We start from the raw sequence: 15,284 nt of genomic DNA, 5'->3' as shown, positions 1-15,284 counted from the left end.
AGAACAACTAATTGGCTTCTCTTTTTACTTTTGAGAAGGAGCAGGCTTTTTAAAAACGAAATACAAAACGACGCCTACAAACGCAAAGACAATAAAAGGAATCGTATAGTTAGTAGCAATTTCTTCAATATTGATCCAGTTTTCTTTCAGCTGAATGCCTAAATAGATAAACAGCATGGACCAAGGAATCATTGCTAAAATAGTTAAGAACGTAAATTTCCAAAACGACATTTTTGCAATGCCAGCTGGAATGGAAATAGCATGCCTAACTACGGGTACAAACCGGGCGCTAAATACAATTCCCGTCCCATATTCTCTAAACCACTTTTCTGAAACGTCTAGGTGCTTTTCACGAATAAATAAGTACTTTCCATACTTTTGTAAAAACGGACGTCCACCATAAGCTCCAATCCAATATAAAAACCATTGAGCAATCGTGCCACCAATTATTCCAGCAATAACTGCTCCCCAAAATGTAATCGTTCCTTTCGTTACCATGTAACCACCGTAAGCTAATACAACCTCACTCGGGATTATTTCAACCATTAACCCTAATGCAATACCGATGTACCCAAAGCTAGTTAGTAGCTCTAAAAGATCTGTTAAAAACGCTCCCATGCCTCCACCTACTTCCCTATTGTGGTCAAGCTCTATGACACTATCATATTAACGTTTTTACTGATGTATAACTTTTCTCCACACGAAAAAACCTTAAAGAAAGATTCTTTAAGGTTTTTATGCTTGAACAGGCTCTGTCTGCTCATGATTAACAAGTGCATGATTTTCCCACGCTCTGCTTTTCCATCGAAAGAACATGATTACCGCTCGCGTCCACTCGTCTGCAGCAATCGCTAACCAAATGCCAGCTAGACCCATATCTAAATGGAACACAAAAAAGTAACCCAGTGGTAAGCTCATGAGTACCATTGAAAATAAGCCGATAAATAGCGGGTATTTAGCATCACCAGCTGCACGTAGAGAATTGATTAAAACAATATTCATTGTTCGCCCTGTTTCCAAGACAATGCTTAGCATTAAGACAGTAGCTCCTAGTGTGATGATCTGTTCATTATCTGTAAATAAACTCATTAGTTTTGTTCGAAACGAAATGACAAGCACTACCATTCCAAGCGTAACGCCGACAGCCCACTTTACGCTGTGCCAGACGCGCGTATAGGCTTCATCTTTTTCGTTTCCACCTACTAATCGACCTACGATAATGGACGTTCCAATCCCAATAGCAATAGCAAACAAGTAAATGAACATTGAAATATTAGTAGCGTATTGCCTAGCTGCTAACGATTCTGAACCAAGGTACGTTGCATAATATAAAAAGACAATTTGACAACCTTGGTACATCACTTGTTCAAATGCTGATGGAAGTCCAATCTTTAATATTTTCCCTACATATTCTTTGGATAGAGATAAATAATATTGAACCTTTACTTTGTACTCCATTACTTGATATAGCAACCAAAAGAAAACAATTAGTGCAAGTAAACGACTGACAACTGTTGAGATAGCAGCCCCTTGAACGCCCATTTCTGGAAATCCGAACTTTCCAAAGATTAATAGATAGTTTCCAACGATATGGAATAAATTCATACCAAGAGACACAAACATAGCTTGCTTTGTAAAACCATGAACACGGATTATAGCTGCTAGCGAATTAATAATTGCCTGTAAGAAAATTGCTCCACCAACAATCGCTAAGTAGCTTTGTGCATAGCTCAACACTTCACCTTGCAAGTTCATGGCCGCCATCATACTGCGTGCAGATAGTAAAAAGAAACCGCTAATGACTAACCCAACAATTAAATTCATGGTAACAGCTAAAGCAGATATTCTTGCAGCTTCCATATAGCGCTTGGAACCGATGTACTGAGCAACTACAATCGCCGCACCATTACCAATTACCTCCAAAATCAAAATAGCAATATGTAGGTATTGATTTGCTGCCCCTACTCCTGATACTGCGTCATCGGAAAGCGCACTTAGCATAAACGTATCGGCAATTCCCATCAGCATAAAAAGAAAAACTTCTAAAAAAATAGGCCATGTTAAAAAGAAGAGATTTAGCTTTTCTCCAGAACCCTTTTTGACCTCAACAGCGGTCATATCCTCACCCTCTTTACCGATATCCTTTTTCAACCAAATCGTATCTTAACACACTTTTGAACTACATGCACTATCCTTTTCACCTATTTTTTTCGACATTCGAAAGTTTTTCAAATAAAGAGAAAGAAGGTAGCACATAACAAAACAAATTACCAAAAAGACGAACACTACCTTTGCTCATCTCTTTACGTTATCTGGACAAGTTCGTTCCGCTACGCTACGGCCAGGAGCCTTGAGCTTCCTCATGGACTGGGTGTCCCCTCACGAGTGGAGTGTCCTATGCTCCATTCCACCCTGTTTTCAAACTGTTTTTTTAATCACCAAAAACCTGAACGATTAAAAACGAGAAGCTCTGAACCGTTCAGGTTTATCATTGGCTGGATTACTTATGTTTCAGCCTCTTTTTATTAATTATTTGGCTAATTGCTTAACTAACTCGGCAAAGACGGACATCGCATTGGTAATGGCATCTGGTTTTAAAAGATCGACGTTGGTAGACTTTAATAGTTCAAGCGGATAATCCGAGCTTCCGCTTTGCAAAAATTGCAGGTATGCTTCCTTTGCTCCTTCTTCTTTTTTAATGAGACGGTCTGCAATATCAATGGCTGATACGAATCCAGTCGCATACTTATACACATAAAATGGACGGTAAAAGTGAGGAATTCTAGCCCACCCAAACTTGGTTTCTTCATCTGCTACAAGACTTGGCCCATAATACTGTTTCATTAAGTCCCCGTATACATCACTAAATACTTCAGCATTTAACGACTCTTGCTTCTGCGCTTTTTCATGCGTAATTTGTTCAAACTCAGCAAACATTACTTGTGTGAAGAAGGTCCCTTTAAATTGATCAATAAAATGATTTACTAAGTACTTTTTCTCTTCTTCTGTTTTAGCTTGGTCAATGAGATAACGAATTAAAAGAACTTCATTAACAGTCGATGCTACTTCTGCTACGAAGATTGAGTACCCAGCTTTAATTTGTGGCTGATATTGATTTGAATAATAGCTATGCATCGCATGACCCATTTCATGAGTAAGCGTAAATAAGCTGGATAAATCATCTTGATGATTCAATAAAACGAATGGATGAACGCCGTATAAACCTAAGTTATAGGCTCCCGAACGTTTCCCTGGTGTTTCTCTTACATCAATATATCGTTTTTCTTTAAAGCTCTTTAGTGTATTAACATACTCTTCACCGAGTGGGTACAAGCTCTCCAACATTGTTTCATATGCTTTATCATATGAAATCGTTAGCTTTTGGTTTTTCACTAAGGGGACACTTAAGTCATATTGATGAAGCTCTTGTAAGCCAAGCTCTTTTTTTCGAATATCCATATAGTCATGCAACGGCTGAATATGTGCTTTTGTCGTTTGAATTAAGTTCTCATATACCTCTTTTGGAACGTTATCCGAAAACAGAGCTCTTTCTAAAGTAGATGGATACTGCCTAATTTCAGATGTTGTTTTCGTATTTTTGATTGCTGAGCTTAACGTTGAAGCAATTGTATGTTGTAAATGCATGTATGGCTTATAATATGCTTGGAATGCTTCTTTTCTCTTCTCCCTGTTTTTATCCTCAATTAATTTGCTATACATCCCTCTTGTTAATGTGACCTTTTCACCAGAGTCATTCGTTACGTCACCAAATCGAATGTCAGCATTATTGATCATGCCAAATGTTTGACGAGGAGAGCCTAGTGCATCTCCCATTTTCGATAAAATCTCTTCTTGCTCCTTACTTAACACATGCTTTTTGTATCTGTACGACTCAAGTAACGAATCCTCAAAATAAGCTAATTCTTTTACTTCGTTTATGTAGGATGTAAGCGTAGATTCATCTAGTGATAATAAAAACGGCATAAAGAATGAAGTGGCGCTGCTTATTTTTTGCCCTAAATGCCTAGCTTTATCTAGAAGTGCTTGAGAAGTTGCAACTCGTGTATCTAAGTCATGTTGTAAAAACGCATACACATATAGCTTGCTATATTCATAGGTTATTTCTTCCTTTAAACTTAGAAACTGATACAGCTCTTCAGCCTTTGAGATTCTCCCGTTAAAGTCTTCTAGCTCTGAAACCTTTTGATCAATAAGATTATACTGAGCATACCATTCCTCTATATTTGGGTAAATATCAGCTAAATTCCACGTTTCTTGAACTGGTACATCTTTTCGATTTCGATAGGTTGTCATGTATATTCCTCCTTAATTAAGCTCAAGCAATATAGGGCAATGATCACTTCCAAAAATATGAGAGTGAATATCTGCGCGTTTTAATCGACTTTTCAACTGCTCTGAAACTAGAAAATAGTCAATGCGCCATCCAATATTTCGTTCTCTTACCGTACTCATATACGACCACCATGTATACATACCTTCTTTATTTGGATGAAGATACCGAAACGAATCAACAAATCCTTCTGCTAATAATTGCGTCATTTTTTCTCGTTCTTCTTTTGTAAAACCGGAATTCCCACGATTCGATTTAGGGTTGCGTAAATCAATCTCTTCATGCGCTACGTTCAAATCCCCACAAAGAATGATGGCTTTATGAGCATTTAATCTTTTTACGTACGCACGTAAATTATCTTCCCATTGAAGCCGTTCGTTAAGTCGCTTTAAATCTCTTTTCGAATTTGGCGTGTACACATTTACCACATAGCAGTGTTCAAACTCAAGGGTGACGATACGCCCTTCTTCTTCCGAATCTTGATCAACACCGTATGAAACAGATAAAGGCTTTTGCTTAGTAAAAACAGCCGTTCCAGAGTACCCTTTTTTTATAGCATAGTTCCAATACTGATAGTAACCTTCTAGCTGCAAATCAATTTGTCCTTCCTGCAGCTTCGTCTCTTGAATACAAAATACATCAGCATTCACTTCTTGAAAATAATCTAAAAACCCTTTTCGCACACAAGCGCGAATACCATTTACGTTCCACGAAATTAACTTCATAAATTGTCCACGTTCTCCTCACTTAATTTACCTCAGTGTTTAGTGTAGACATTTTGTTGCATGAGTTCAAATAATTTAAAGCATATACTTTTCTTTTCAAAGTATTCCTGTTATTTTTTCTTATTTTATATTTTGCAGTTTAAATGTCAGTTAAAAGAGGTTAATAGAATGCGTAATTTATCATCATTTATTTTTTATTAGTTTTCAAATCAACAAAAAATCCGAACGATTAAGAGGTATCTCTCAATCGTTCGGATAGGTAACTGTTTAACACACCAATATCTCGATTCCCGAACTACTAAAGAAAGTTTCGAATTGTGTCCGCTACGAGTGCATGATCTTCTTCTTGTGACATCCCTGATACTGTCACACTTCCAACTACACCAACATTTTTAATCGATATAGGAAAAGACCCGCCTACCGCTTCAAACTCCTGAGGATCAGCTGCATAAAACTGTGCATAGGAACGGTCTTTTAACTCGCAGTATAGTTTCATATAATATGAGCTGTGATGATGACGAAGAACAACATTTGACTTTCGCTTAATCCATTCTTCGTGATCGGGAATGGCACCTTCCATTGCGTGATGAAACAAAGTTTGACCATTTCGTTTAATGTTTACCGTGACTGCTTTTCCCTTGCTTTTGGCTGTATCAATAATTGCAGTTCCTATCTGCAAAGCCTGGTCGTTTGTAAATTGCTGAAGAACTAGTTCTTTTTCTTGCTGAACTACTTTTTCAAGTAGTTTCTTTGCCGAATGGTCAGTCAATGTTTTTTCGCCCCTTCGTTAAAATAGATAGCTCGTTTTTCTTTACTACTTTCAAATGCCGCTTCAATCACTTTAATCACATCACGTGCTTCCTCTGCTGAAACGGGAAGATCATTTCCTCGAAGTAAACTGTCAGCTATTTTTTTATAATAAGTGAGGTAAGATCCGTGGAGGGTTTTAATTTGTTTTTCCTCACCTTCACCTGTTGTCAATTTTCCGTAGTTTTCAGGATTGTCTGCTCCCCACGTATCGTCCTCAGGCTTCTTACCAGACCTTAGCAACTCTTCTTGGCCATCTATACCGTATTTAATGTAGGTTGCTTTTGTTCCATGAACTTGAAAGCGCGGACCGTTGCTTGGCACAATCGCACTTGAGTGCAAAATAACGCGACGGGACCCATATCCAAGCACTAAATGGAAGTAATCATCAGTGCGTGCGCCGTCGCGCTGACCAAACACATCTCCTTGAACAAAGTCAGGCATTCCAAAAAGATCTAAGGCTTGGTCAATTAAATGAGAGCCTAAATCATAAAGAGCTCCTGACCCAGGCCCTTCGTTTTCTCTCCAGCGATCTCGAACAGCCGGACGATAGCGATCGAAGTGAGCCTCATACATCTTAACATCGCCTAATTTTCCTTGTTCAATCAGTTGTTTAACAGTTAGATAGTCATTATCCCATCTGCGGTTATGATAAACGCTTAATTTAACATTTTGTTCTTTCGCTAATTGAATTAATTCATTTGCTTCTTTTTCCGATATAACCATCGGCTTTTCAACAATTACATGCTTACCCGCAAGCAGTGCGTCTTTAACCATTTTATAATGCACGCCACTAGGTGTTGTAATAATAACTAAATCAATGCTGTCATCCTCTAAAAGTTCGGATAGAGTCCCTACCACCTCAACGTCTTCTAAGTCACCTTTTACTTTTTCAGGATTTGAACTCATAACTTTTGAAATCTGAAATTCTTCCAATACGCTTAAAAGAGGGGTATGAAAGACTGTTGCTGAGAATCCGTATCCTACTAGTCCTACTTTTATTTTTTTCATCTTGTTTCGTCTCCTTTATTAAAATCTGTTACGATAAGCTGCACCTGATTTTGTTCTATTTTTTCTTTTATATCTGCTTCCGGCTCTTTATTCGTAATTAAGACATCAATATCGCTAATATCACATACTCGGTGTAAAAATTCACGTTCAAATTTCTTATGTTCCGCAAGCATAATTACTTGTCTTGCACTTTGAATCATCTGTCTCTTTAAAAAAGATTCTTCTTCACTTGGAGATGTAATACCATCTGCCCCGACACCGCAGGTACCTAAAAACAGCTGATCTACTTTGTATTCTTGTAAAGTAGAAATGGTTCTTGGCCCCGTAACGTTACGACTTTTACCATTGAATTTTCCAGGCAGTAAAAACGTGTCACACGCCGTATACTGATCCAAAAAATGAATATTATCAATTGAATTTGTAATAACAGTAACGTGCTTTACATCCATGTATTTTGCCATCAATGCAATGGTCGAAGATGTATCTAAGAGCACGTCATACCCCTCAGAAATAAATGAAGCTGCTTCTTTAGCAATTTGTTCTTTCGCTTTTGTAGGTGTTCGTTCACTATAATTTATAATATGACTTGACGACAGCGTCGCCCCACCTTTTACCCTCATAACCTTACCGTTTTCTTCAAGCTTCACTAAATCACGTCTCGCCGTATCTTTTGAAACGGTGAACATATCGCAAATTTCTTCTAACGTAATGGTACGGTGTTTATGAAGATATTCAACAATCGCACTCATGCGTTGCTCTTGATACACCGAAATACCCTCCTTTTACTTTTATATGAGCTAATTATAGCGAAAAAAAATAAGGAAAACCAGAAAAAAAACTTAACTTAATTAATTTTTTTAAGTTTTTAACTTAATTAATAAATCTTTGTTCGTATTTTTTACACTCGTCCCTATTAGGGGTTATTCTTCTGCTTACTTGTGCATCAGCACCTATCGTTATGGAATATTCATTGAACGTAGCGAAATAGGGTTGCTTATATAATAAAAGGAACGTTCACAATTGAACGTTCCTTTTACATAAAACACCTTATTATTGAGCTTTCTTTAACTCTGCTTGCTGACCGTTAACACCTACAACTGCTTGTTTAATGCGACCTTCTACTTTGTAATCAAACGGTTGTTGAAGCGTCTTTACATAAGCGATCGTAGCTTCTAAATCTTCCGGGCCAACTTCCATATTCTTAGACAGCTCGCCAATTCCGTACTTTGCATTTCCGTACATATAGTTATTTACAACAACTGTATACTCTTTTGTTGGATTCAGTGGCGTTCCATCAGGTAAAGTTAAATCAACTACTTTTAGCGTAGCTGGATCCCACGTGTAATGGAAGCCCGCAACATGAAAATCGAGTCCAGAAGCTGCAATTTGATTATTTAATACCTTTTCAAGATCAGCGCCTGAAAGGGTCACTTTGTTTAAGACATTTCCAAACGGTTGAATAGAGAACAAGTCACCAAACGTTACTTCACCGGCATCAAGCTGAGCACGCACACCGCCACCATTCATTAAAGCGAAATCAGAATCCATTGCGTACTTCATTCCATCAGCTAGTAAATTGCCTAACGCAACGTCTCCCACTTCACCGTTTGTCGGGTATCCTTTGGGTAATGTTGTTAATGATTCACCAACAACTTCTGCTTTGATTGGTGCTGTTTTTTCTTCATACTTCTTTAAAATACTTGAAACTGCAGGGTCTGGCGTATAATCCTTTTGATATACAGTCACAATTTCTGCTTGTTTTTTACTAATATCTCCTGTAGTAGGGTCTATTTCAACATCTACATCAGAAAACGCAGAACCGTATGAATACGCTTGAACAATTAATTTATTATCAACAACTTGATTAACTTTTGCATGGTTATGAGCAGCAAAAATCACATCTACTTCATCATCGACTTTTTCTGCAATATCGGCAGCATCAAACGCATCTGCTCGTCCGTTTTGCACAGATGGGTTATGAGCTAGTACAACAATTGCCTTTACACCTTGGTCTTTTAACTCTTTTGTATACTTGTTAATTGCTGTTGCTTCATCAGTGATTTTTAACGTTTCATTTCCTTTTTGAACAATCATGGAAGGAGTTTCTTGCGTTACAACTCCAATGAAACCAATCTTTTGGCCCCCTACTTCTTTAACTGCGTAAGGCTCGGTAATTAGCTTATTTGTTGAGGTATCATACGCGTTTGCTGCTACAACTGGGAAGTTCATGCCATCGTATCCTGGATTGCCTTTGGGATGATCGCCACCTTTTATCATGCGGTGTAACTCAGCAATTCCCTCATCAAATTCGTGGTTTCCAAGCGTACCTACATCAAAGCCCATTGCCTCCATTACTTCAACCGTTGGCTCATCTTGGAACAAAGCTGAAATAAGTGGACTTCCACCAATCATATCCCCTGAATGAACTAAAAGCGTGTTTTCATTTTCTTTTTCACGCTGTTTGATTGCTGCTGCTGTGTACTCCATGCTACCGGCAAGAACACTTTGTCCGTTTAGGGTTAATTTTGTATCCGTATCTAGCTGACCGTGAAGGTCGTTCATCCCTAATAGTTGAACCTTAACCGGATCTGTTGAAGTTCCACCGCTTAGGTTCAGTTTGAAGATTCCAAATCCTTGGTCATTTGTTTTATTTGTATAAGAAATGTTGCTACCTTCTTTTACATAGCTTTCTCCTTTTGGAGACGATGTAAAGGTAACATTCGCTTCTCCTTTAATCGGCGCAATAGACCAGTTGTTGTCAGCAGTTGGCGTAATTTCTTTTTGTTCTGTAATATAATCCATTAAGATTTGGCGATTTTCATCTGCCGAATCTACAACTAGCTCACTGCCTTTAAGACCTGGGAAGTTTCCGCCTCCACTTGCACGATAGTTATTTGTTACAACGATAAACTCTTGGTTTAAATCAATTGGCTTACCGTCATACGTTAAGTTCGTAACACGACTTGAGTTCGCATTAATTACGTTACCATTTCCATCGTATTTAGCTGGCTTCGTTACATCAATTTGATACTGAACACCATCAATTACGTCGAAGTTGTATACAGGGAATGACGGGTTTAAAAGCTGCTGCTCTTCTGATTTGCCAGGCGTAATTTGATTAAATTTTCCAGCTGACATTTCAATCCATTCTTTTACAACTGAACCTTTTACTTTAACTGCTTTTAACGTATTATCATACAAATATAAATCGCCTGCGCTGCGAATAGTTAAGTCGCCTTTTTTGATCTCTGTAAATTCATCTACTCCGTTTCGACCAGCTTTAAACGGTGCACCCACTGATAGAATTGGAAGGTCTTTATATTCAGGCTTGTTATCAGCAATATATTTTTCTGCGTACCATTTTTGAGCGTTGGTGACAACTTGAATAGACGGGTCGTCTTGAACAAGCGCAAAGTAGCTGTGAATATCATCCGTTGTTTTACCAATCGGCGTATTTACATAATTTACTGTATCCATATGATCTTTTTGAATTGCTTTTAAAATCTTTTTGTCGGATTCTACCGTACTTTGTGTTACTGTTTTTCCTGTTTGTGGATCTTTTACATCTTTATAGATCTCTCTTGTTGAAGACTGTGAGTTTATAACGGACCACTTGCCCTTTTTCTTTTCTAAAGACAGGTCAATTAATCCTAGAGAACCTCCACCATAACCAGCTTGCACCGCTGGCACACCGTTGATTGTTCCTTTTGCATTATCTACGCCTGGAAGCGGTTTTTTATTGGCATCTAAGAATAAGCCATCAAGCGCTGCTTCTGTTTTTGCTGGAAATACTTTGTGCGTATGAGAGAACGTAATGGCATCGATACCTTGTACTTCACTTAGCGCATAAATTGTATCTTCAGAGTTATTTTTATTGCTGCTAAATCCAGAATGAGCTAGAGCAATGACAACATCTGCTCCTTTTTTCTTCATTTCTGGTACAAACTTATTCGCTGTTTCTACAATGTCTTTCGTAATTACCTTACCGTCTAACTTTGCTTTATCCCACTCGTTAATTTGAGGAGGAACAAAACCAATAAAGCCTACTTTAATAACATGATTCTTTCCGTTTTCATCTACAACTTTTTTATTTACAATCTTATAAGGTGTAAATTTATTTTTATCATTATCAGGGTTGTTATCATGATCATCAATATATACATTGGCATTGATGTAAGGGAATTCAGCATCATTGTAAGCTTCTTCCAAATAATCTAAACCGTAGTTAAATTCATGATTTCCTAGAGTTGCAACATCGTAGTCCATTTCGTTCATTGCTTTAAAGACGGGATGAACTTCACCCTTTTTAAGCGGTTTTACCGTTGCTTTATATGTACCTAACGGTGTCCCTTGAATTAAGTCACCATTATCAACTAATAAACTGTTTTTCACTTCGCTGCGCGCCTGCTTAACAAGCGAAGCCGTCTTCACTAATCCTACTTTTTCATAAGGAGCATCTTTGTAATAATCATAGTTTAATAGATTCGTATGAATATCAGTTGTTTCCATTAAGCGCATTTTGACGATTGAATCTTTCTTCCCCGAATGCTTCTCTTTTTTTTCGGATGAATTCTGGTGGTTCTCATGATTATTAGAAGCAGATACAGTAGTTGTTACAATAGGCATTGATAATAACGATAACGCCAGAGAGGTTGATAATATTTTCTTCGCTTTGTTGTGTTTAGCCTTTTTCATGTATCATTCACCTTTCAAGTAGATTAGTTGACTGTTCAAAAATAGTATAGCAGAAAAGATTTTAAATAAGTTGTAAATTTTTCGATTTATTTGTAAACATTCCTTTGCACATCATTAATATACCTATATTTTGGAAATGAAAGGTAAATAAAAAGGTCTATTGTATCATTTTATTTTTTGGATCTTATGCAAAAAAAACTGTCCTTGTACCCTTATCTCTGTCATATTCTCTGACAAACTATAAAAAAATCTAAAATTCTACGAAAATATTAGCTTATTCGACATATTTATTAGATGAACAACCAATCAAGATTTCCATCATCAACAAGAAGATAAATTATTATCTTAACAAAATATCATTATGATAGCAGGTTAATAAAACATCTTTCCACGACCTAGTTATTTTTACTTATTTTTCATTTTTAATCAAAAAAAAGAACCTAAAGCGCCTTTAGATTCTTTTCGTTTCCTACAATTGTTGTATTTCGTTTTGTAATATCTGTATCTCTTTCTCAACTAACGAAACAAATCGTTCGTTTTCTTCAATTTCAAATACGTGTATCGATTTTTGGAGATAGGATAACCCTTCTTCATCTTTGCCAATTTTATATAAGGACTCACCTACTTGGTAATGTAGCTCACCTAATAAATATAGAGTTTCATGCTTTACACAAAGTTCTAAACCAAGCTTCCCATACTTAATTGATTTTTCATAACGTTTCATTTCACACAGCGCTTTTGAAAGCCCATAGAGAATGCGAATTTTTACAAGCGGATCTTTTAACTTTGGAAGAAGCGTAATATGTTGAAGAGCTTCCATATACGTACTAAATGCTTTTTTTAAATGTCCTTCTTCCTCGTAAATAATAGCAATACTATTTAAAATTGCTATTTCTTTTTCAGAATAAAAATGCTCACTAGTTCGAGTAAACGAAATAGCTCGCTCTAATTTTTCTAGAGCTGTTGGAAAAGAATGATGAATATAATAGTCACAAATCGCTTCATGCCATAAAAAAAACTGAGCATGAAACGGATCTTGAAACATTGGGTTTTCCTTTTCCTTGTTTACTACATGCAACACCATTTCATAATTTCTTTTACGAATATAATAGCGAATGGTCTCTTTAATTTCTTTAGAATAATCGTTAGGAGTTAGCTCTCCTACTTCAAAAAAATAATTCATGGTTACGCCTAGCCGCTTTGATATTTTATACAAAATGTCACCTGGAATTGCTTCTGCTCCTGCTTCATACAAATCAAGTTCTTCTTTAGAACATATTCCGCTCGAAAGCTCTTCTTGAGATAAATTGGCTATATTTCTTAAATTTTGAATAAGTTTTCCTACATGCTTTCTGTCGTTCAAAAAAATCACCTTATTTGTTCTCAATAAAACCTGTTAAAACAACGTTCTATCATATTTTATAAGTCTATTGTACCATTTTAGTCTTTTTTGAATCAACAAAAACAAGAAAATAATTCCAAACATAAAGAGGAAGTAATATTTGCGTATTGAGATTAAGCTCCATACCTACTCCTCGTTTAAAAACAGGAGATGAGGGTAATTTATTCATAAGATCACTTTTACTTAAGGAGTTGAAGAATTTGGTTATTATCTACTTAAGCCTTGCACTTATAATTGTGTCTACTTGTTTTTTCATTTATCGCATTATCACTTTTAAAAAGGAGATAACGCCAACTATGGACCAAATTACAATAGCAAACGAGACTATTCAACATGGTATTTCTTCTATCCAATACCAATCGAATCAGTTATCGGAAACCCAGGCTGCTATTAAAAATGATATTGCTTATAAACAAGCAGCATTTTTATATACAGTTGATACATGTAAAAGAGTAGTAAAAAAAGACGGCTTCCAATAAGAAGCCGTCTTTTCCTAATCCACCGCTATTTGGTCATTTTTTGTAACAGGAGGTATTGTTCGATCTCGATGATATATCGCGTTAATTTCACCGCCAACAACTAGGATTAAACCGGTTAAGAATAACCATAGCATTAACACGATTACGCCTCCTAAACTTCCATAAGTAGCTGAGTAGTTACCGAAATTACTTACATAAAATGAAAAACCAAGAGACGTAAGCTGCCACAGAAGCGTTGCTGCCACAGCACCAGGCCATACATGTGCAAGAGGAAACTTCTTATTAGGTGCTAGCCGGTATAACATAGATAATACAGCAATCGTAATTGTTATACCTATAATCCACCTTAAAACGCTTAAAAACGCCCCAAAGCTAGCTGGCAACCCCCAGCTTACTAATCCTTTTAAAATAACACCCCCAAAAACAGGTAAAATAAGTGCCATTACAAGTGTTACAATTAATCCAATTGTTAGGAGTATTGATAAACCACGCACTTTTATAAATGAACGAGTTTCTTTTACATTATACGCTTCATTCATCGCTCGCATAAATGCGTTCATTCCATTTGATGCTGACCAAATTGTCCCTAAAATACCAATTGTCAACAAGCCACCGTTTGGGTTATTGATAAACTGAACGACATTTTCTTTAAATATATCTGCTGTTTCACCTGGCATAACGCTTTCTAATACGCTTATCGCATCGTTTGTATCAATAGATAAATATGGTATTATTGACAAAAGCAAAATGAGCATCGGAAACAGCGAAAGCATGTAGTAATATGCTTGCTCTGCTGCAAGTCCCGTAGCATTATCCTTTTTAATCTCAGTTATTAGTTTTTTTACAAAACCAATGATGCCTTGCATTGAATCCCCCATTTCATAACTTTTCAACTTATTTTTTCCCGGTTTCTCTTCTCTGTAATCCTATTTCTTTGCTTCTCTTTGAAGAGGTAACGTACAGCATCGAAACGATCCTCCTGATTTAATAATCTCCGAAATATCAATTTCAACCACTTCAAACCCTCTTTTGCGAAGCGTTTCATTCACTTGATTATTTACAGGTAAACTAATGACCGTTTTATTTCCAATTGAAAATACGTTCGTCCCCAATGTAAACTGCTCTTCTTCCGTTACTTCAATTAAATCAAATCGTTCATTTAATAAAGCGATTTCCTTTTTATCAAGAGCATCGGGATAAATTAACGCTTCTGTTTTAGAAATAATATTAAAAACACAGTCTAAGTGTAAATATCCCTCTTTAATAGGAACTGGTATAACGTTCATGTGAGGAAGCTTTGCCTGAACCTGCTTGGTAGCCTCAATAGTCGTTCTACTACTTACGCCAATATAAATATCCTCTCCGTTAATAATTACATCGCCGCCTTCAATTGAGTCATCCCTTACTTGATAATAAGGCAAGTGATGATTGTTTAACCATTCTGTCAAATAGGCTTCTTCACCTTCACGAATATCGCTACCCATTTTAGAAACAAGAATTACGTCGCCAAGAACATATCCAATATCTCGTGTAAACACTTGTTCTGGAAACCTTTTGTCTGCTTTTAGCTCAATAACGTTAATACCTTGTGTACGAAGATACTGTACAAATGTTTTATGCTGCTTACTAGCTTTGTTTTCATCAATATTTTCTCCAGCATAGTGCTTTTGTGTTTCATTAATGACTTCTTTAATTTCCATATATGTAGGAGGACAAACAATTACTTCTTTTAAAACGTCATATTCCGTTTGACAAACGAATTTTTTTTCTAGATTCATTAAAACACCTACCCAAATGATTGTATAGTGTAGTGT

At 36.6% G+C, this 15,284-nt stretch carries 12 protein-coding genes; 1 reads left to right on the top strand and 11 read right to left on the bottom strand.

What is annotated here, in order from left to right; genetic code table 11:
* Positions 1-24: 24 nt before the first annotated feature.
* From NIZ91_09550 to NIZ91_09510, 9 genes are all read right to left on the bottom strand, one after another.
* Positions 25-618, bottom strand: a complete 594-nt coding sequence (locus NIZ91_09550) for a DedA family protein (protein USY56871.1) — start codon at positions 616-618, stop codon at positions 25-27.
* A gap of 117 nt (positions 619-735) precedes the next feature.
* Positions 736-2,118 (bottom strand): MATE family efflux transporter, encoded by a 1,383-nt coding sequence (locus NIZ91_09545; GenBank protein ID USY56870.1) that lies wholly within the window; start codon positions 2,116-2,118, stop codon positions 736-738.
* A 411-nt stretch (positions 2,119-2,529) separates the two neighbouring features.
* Positions 2,530-4,314 carry an oligoendopeptidase F gene (gene pepF / locus NIZ91_09540; GenBank protein ID USY56869.1) on the bottom strand — a complete coding sequence of 595 codons (1,785 nt, stop codon included), beginning with the start codon at positions 4,312-4,314 and terminating at the stop codon, positions 2,530-2,532.
* A 12-nt stretch (positions 4,315-4,326) separates the two neighbouring features.
* Positions 4,327-5,076, bottom strand: coding sequence for an exodeoxyribonuclease III (locus NIZ91_09535; protein ID USY56868.1), 750 nt, complete (start codon positions 5,074-5,076; stop codon positions 4,327-4,329).
* Positions 5,077-5,374: 298 nt separating this feature from the next.
* Positions 5,375-5,845 carry a heme-degrading domain-containing protein gene (locus NIZ91_09530; protein ID USY56867.1) on the bottom strand — a complete coding sequence of 157 codons (471 nt, stop codon included), beginning with the start codon at positions 5,843-5,845 and terminating at the stop codon, positions 5,375-5,377.
* Positions 5,842-6,894: an oxidoreductase gene (locus tag NIZ91_09525; GenBank protein USY56866.1), complete on the bottom strand. Its 1,053-nt coding sequence runs from the start codon at positions 6,892-6,894 to the stop codon at positions 5,842-5,844. Before NIZ91_09525 ends, NIZ91_09530 begins: the two co-directional genes overlap by 4 nt.
* On the bottom strand, positions 6,891-7,661 hold the full coding sequence (locus NIZ91_09520; protein ID USY56865.1) for a DeoR/GlpR family DNA-binding transcription regulator: 771 nt from the start codon (positions 7,659-7,661) through the stop codon (positions 6,891-6,893). Before NIZ91_09520 ends, NIZ91_09525 begins: the two co-directional genes overlap by 4 nt.
* A gap of 283 nt (positions 7,662-7,944) precedes the next feature.
* Positions 7,945-11,589: a bifunctional 2',3'-cyclic-nucleotide 2'-phosphodiesterase/3'-nucleotidase gene (locus tag NIZ91_09515; GenBank protein ID USY56864.1), complete on the bottom strand. Its 3,645-nt coding sequence runs from the start codon at positions 11,587-11,589 to the stop codon at positions 7,945-7,947.
* A 469-nt stretch (positions 11,590-12,058) separates the two neighbouring features.
* The gene (locus NIZ91_09510) at positions 12,059-12,952 is read right to left on the bottom strand and encodes a helix-turn-helix transcriptional regulator (GenBank protein ID USY56863.1); all 894 of its coding nucleotides are present in this window, start codon (positions 12,950-12,952) and stop codon (positions 12,059-12,061) included.
* A gap of 335 nt (positions 12,953-13,287) precedes the next feature.
* Here NIZ91_09510 and NIZ91_09505 point away from each other — a divergent pair, with 335 nt between their 5' ends.
* Entirely contained in the window at positions 13,288-13,470 is a 183-nt protein-coding gene (locus tag NIZ91_09505) for a hypothetical protein (GenBank protein ID USY56862.1), read from the top strand.
* A 14-nt stretch (positions 13,471-13,484) separates the two neighbouring features.
* On the opposite strand, the gene NIZ91_09500 is transcribed toward NIZ91_09505, so the two are convergent.
* Together NIZ91_09500 and NIZ91_09495 are read right to left on the bottom strand one after the other, a co-directional pair.
* On the bottom strand, positions 13,485-14,336 hold the full coding sequence (locus tag NIZ91_09500; protein USY57135.1) for a YihY/virulence factor BrkB family protein: 852 nt from the start codon (positions 14,334-14,336) through the stop codon (positions 13,485-13,487).
* 60 nt (positions 14,337-14,396) lie between these two features.
* Positions 14,397-15,248, bottom strand: a complete 852-nt coding sequence (locus NIZ91_09495; GenBank protein ID USY56861.1) for a dimethylarginine dimethylaminohydrolase family protein — start codon at positions 15,246-15,248, stop codon at positions 14,397-14,399.
* Between the last annotated feature and the right edge of the window lie 36 nt (positions 15,249-15,284).

The sequence above is a fragment of the Bacillus sp. 1780r2a1 genome (assembly GCA_024134725.1).
GTDB classification, from domain to species: domain Bacteria; phylum Bacillota; class Bacilli; order Bacillales; family Bacillaceae_H; genus Priestia; species Priestia aryabhattai_A.
Note: the sequence above shows the minus strand (reverse complement) of the source record. Positions and strands in the feature narration are given on the sequence as shown.

Coding starts and splice junctions, on each gene's coding strand:
- NIZ91_09515 (USY56864.1), bottom strand. CDS start 11,589: ATGAAAAAGGCTAAACACAACAAAGCGAAGAAAATATTATCAACCTCT.
- NIZ91_09550 (USY56871.1), bottom strand. CDS start 618: ATGGGAGCGTTTTTAACAGATCTTTTAGAGCTACTAACTAGCTTTGGG.
- NIZ91_09500 (USY57135.1), bottom strand. CDS start 14,336: ATGCAAGGCATCATTGGTTTTGTAAAAAAACTAATAACTGAGATTAAA.
- NIZ91_09495 (USY56861.1), bottom strand. CDS start 15,248: ATGAATCTAGAAAAAAAATTCGTTTGTCAAACGGAATATGACGTTTTA.
- NIZ91_09545 (USY56870.1), bottom strand. CDS start 2,118: ATGACCGCTGTTGAGGTCAAAAAGGGTTCTGGAGAAAAGCTAAATCTC.
- NIZ91_09535 (USY56868.1), bottom strand. CDS start 5,076: ATGAAGTTAATTTCGTGGAACGTAAATGGTATTCGCGCTTGTGTGCGA.
- pepF (USY56869.1), bottom strand. CDS start 4,314: ATGACAACCTATCGAAATCGAAAAGATGTACCAGTTCAAGAAACGTGG.
- NIZ91_09525 (USY56866.1), bottom strand. CDS start 6,894: ATGAAAAAAATAAAAGTAGGACTAGTAGGATACGGATTCTCAGCAACA.
- NIZ91_09505 (USY56862.1), top strand. CDS start 13,288: ATGGACCAAATTACAATAGCAAACGAGACTATTCAACATGGTATTTCT.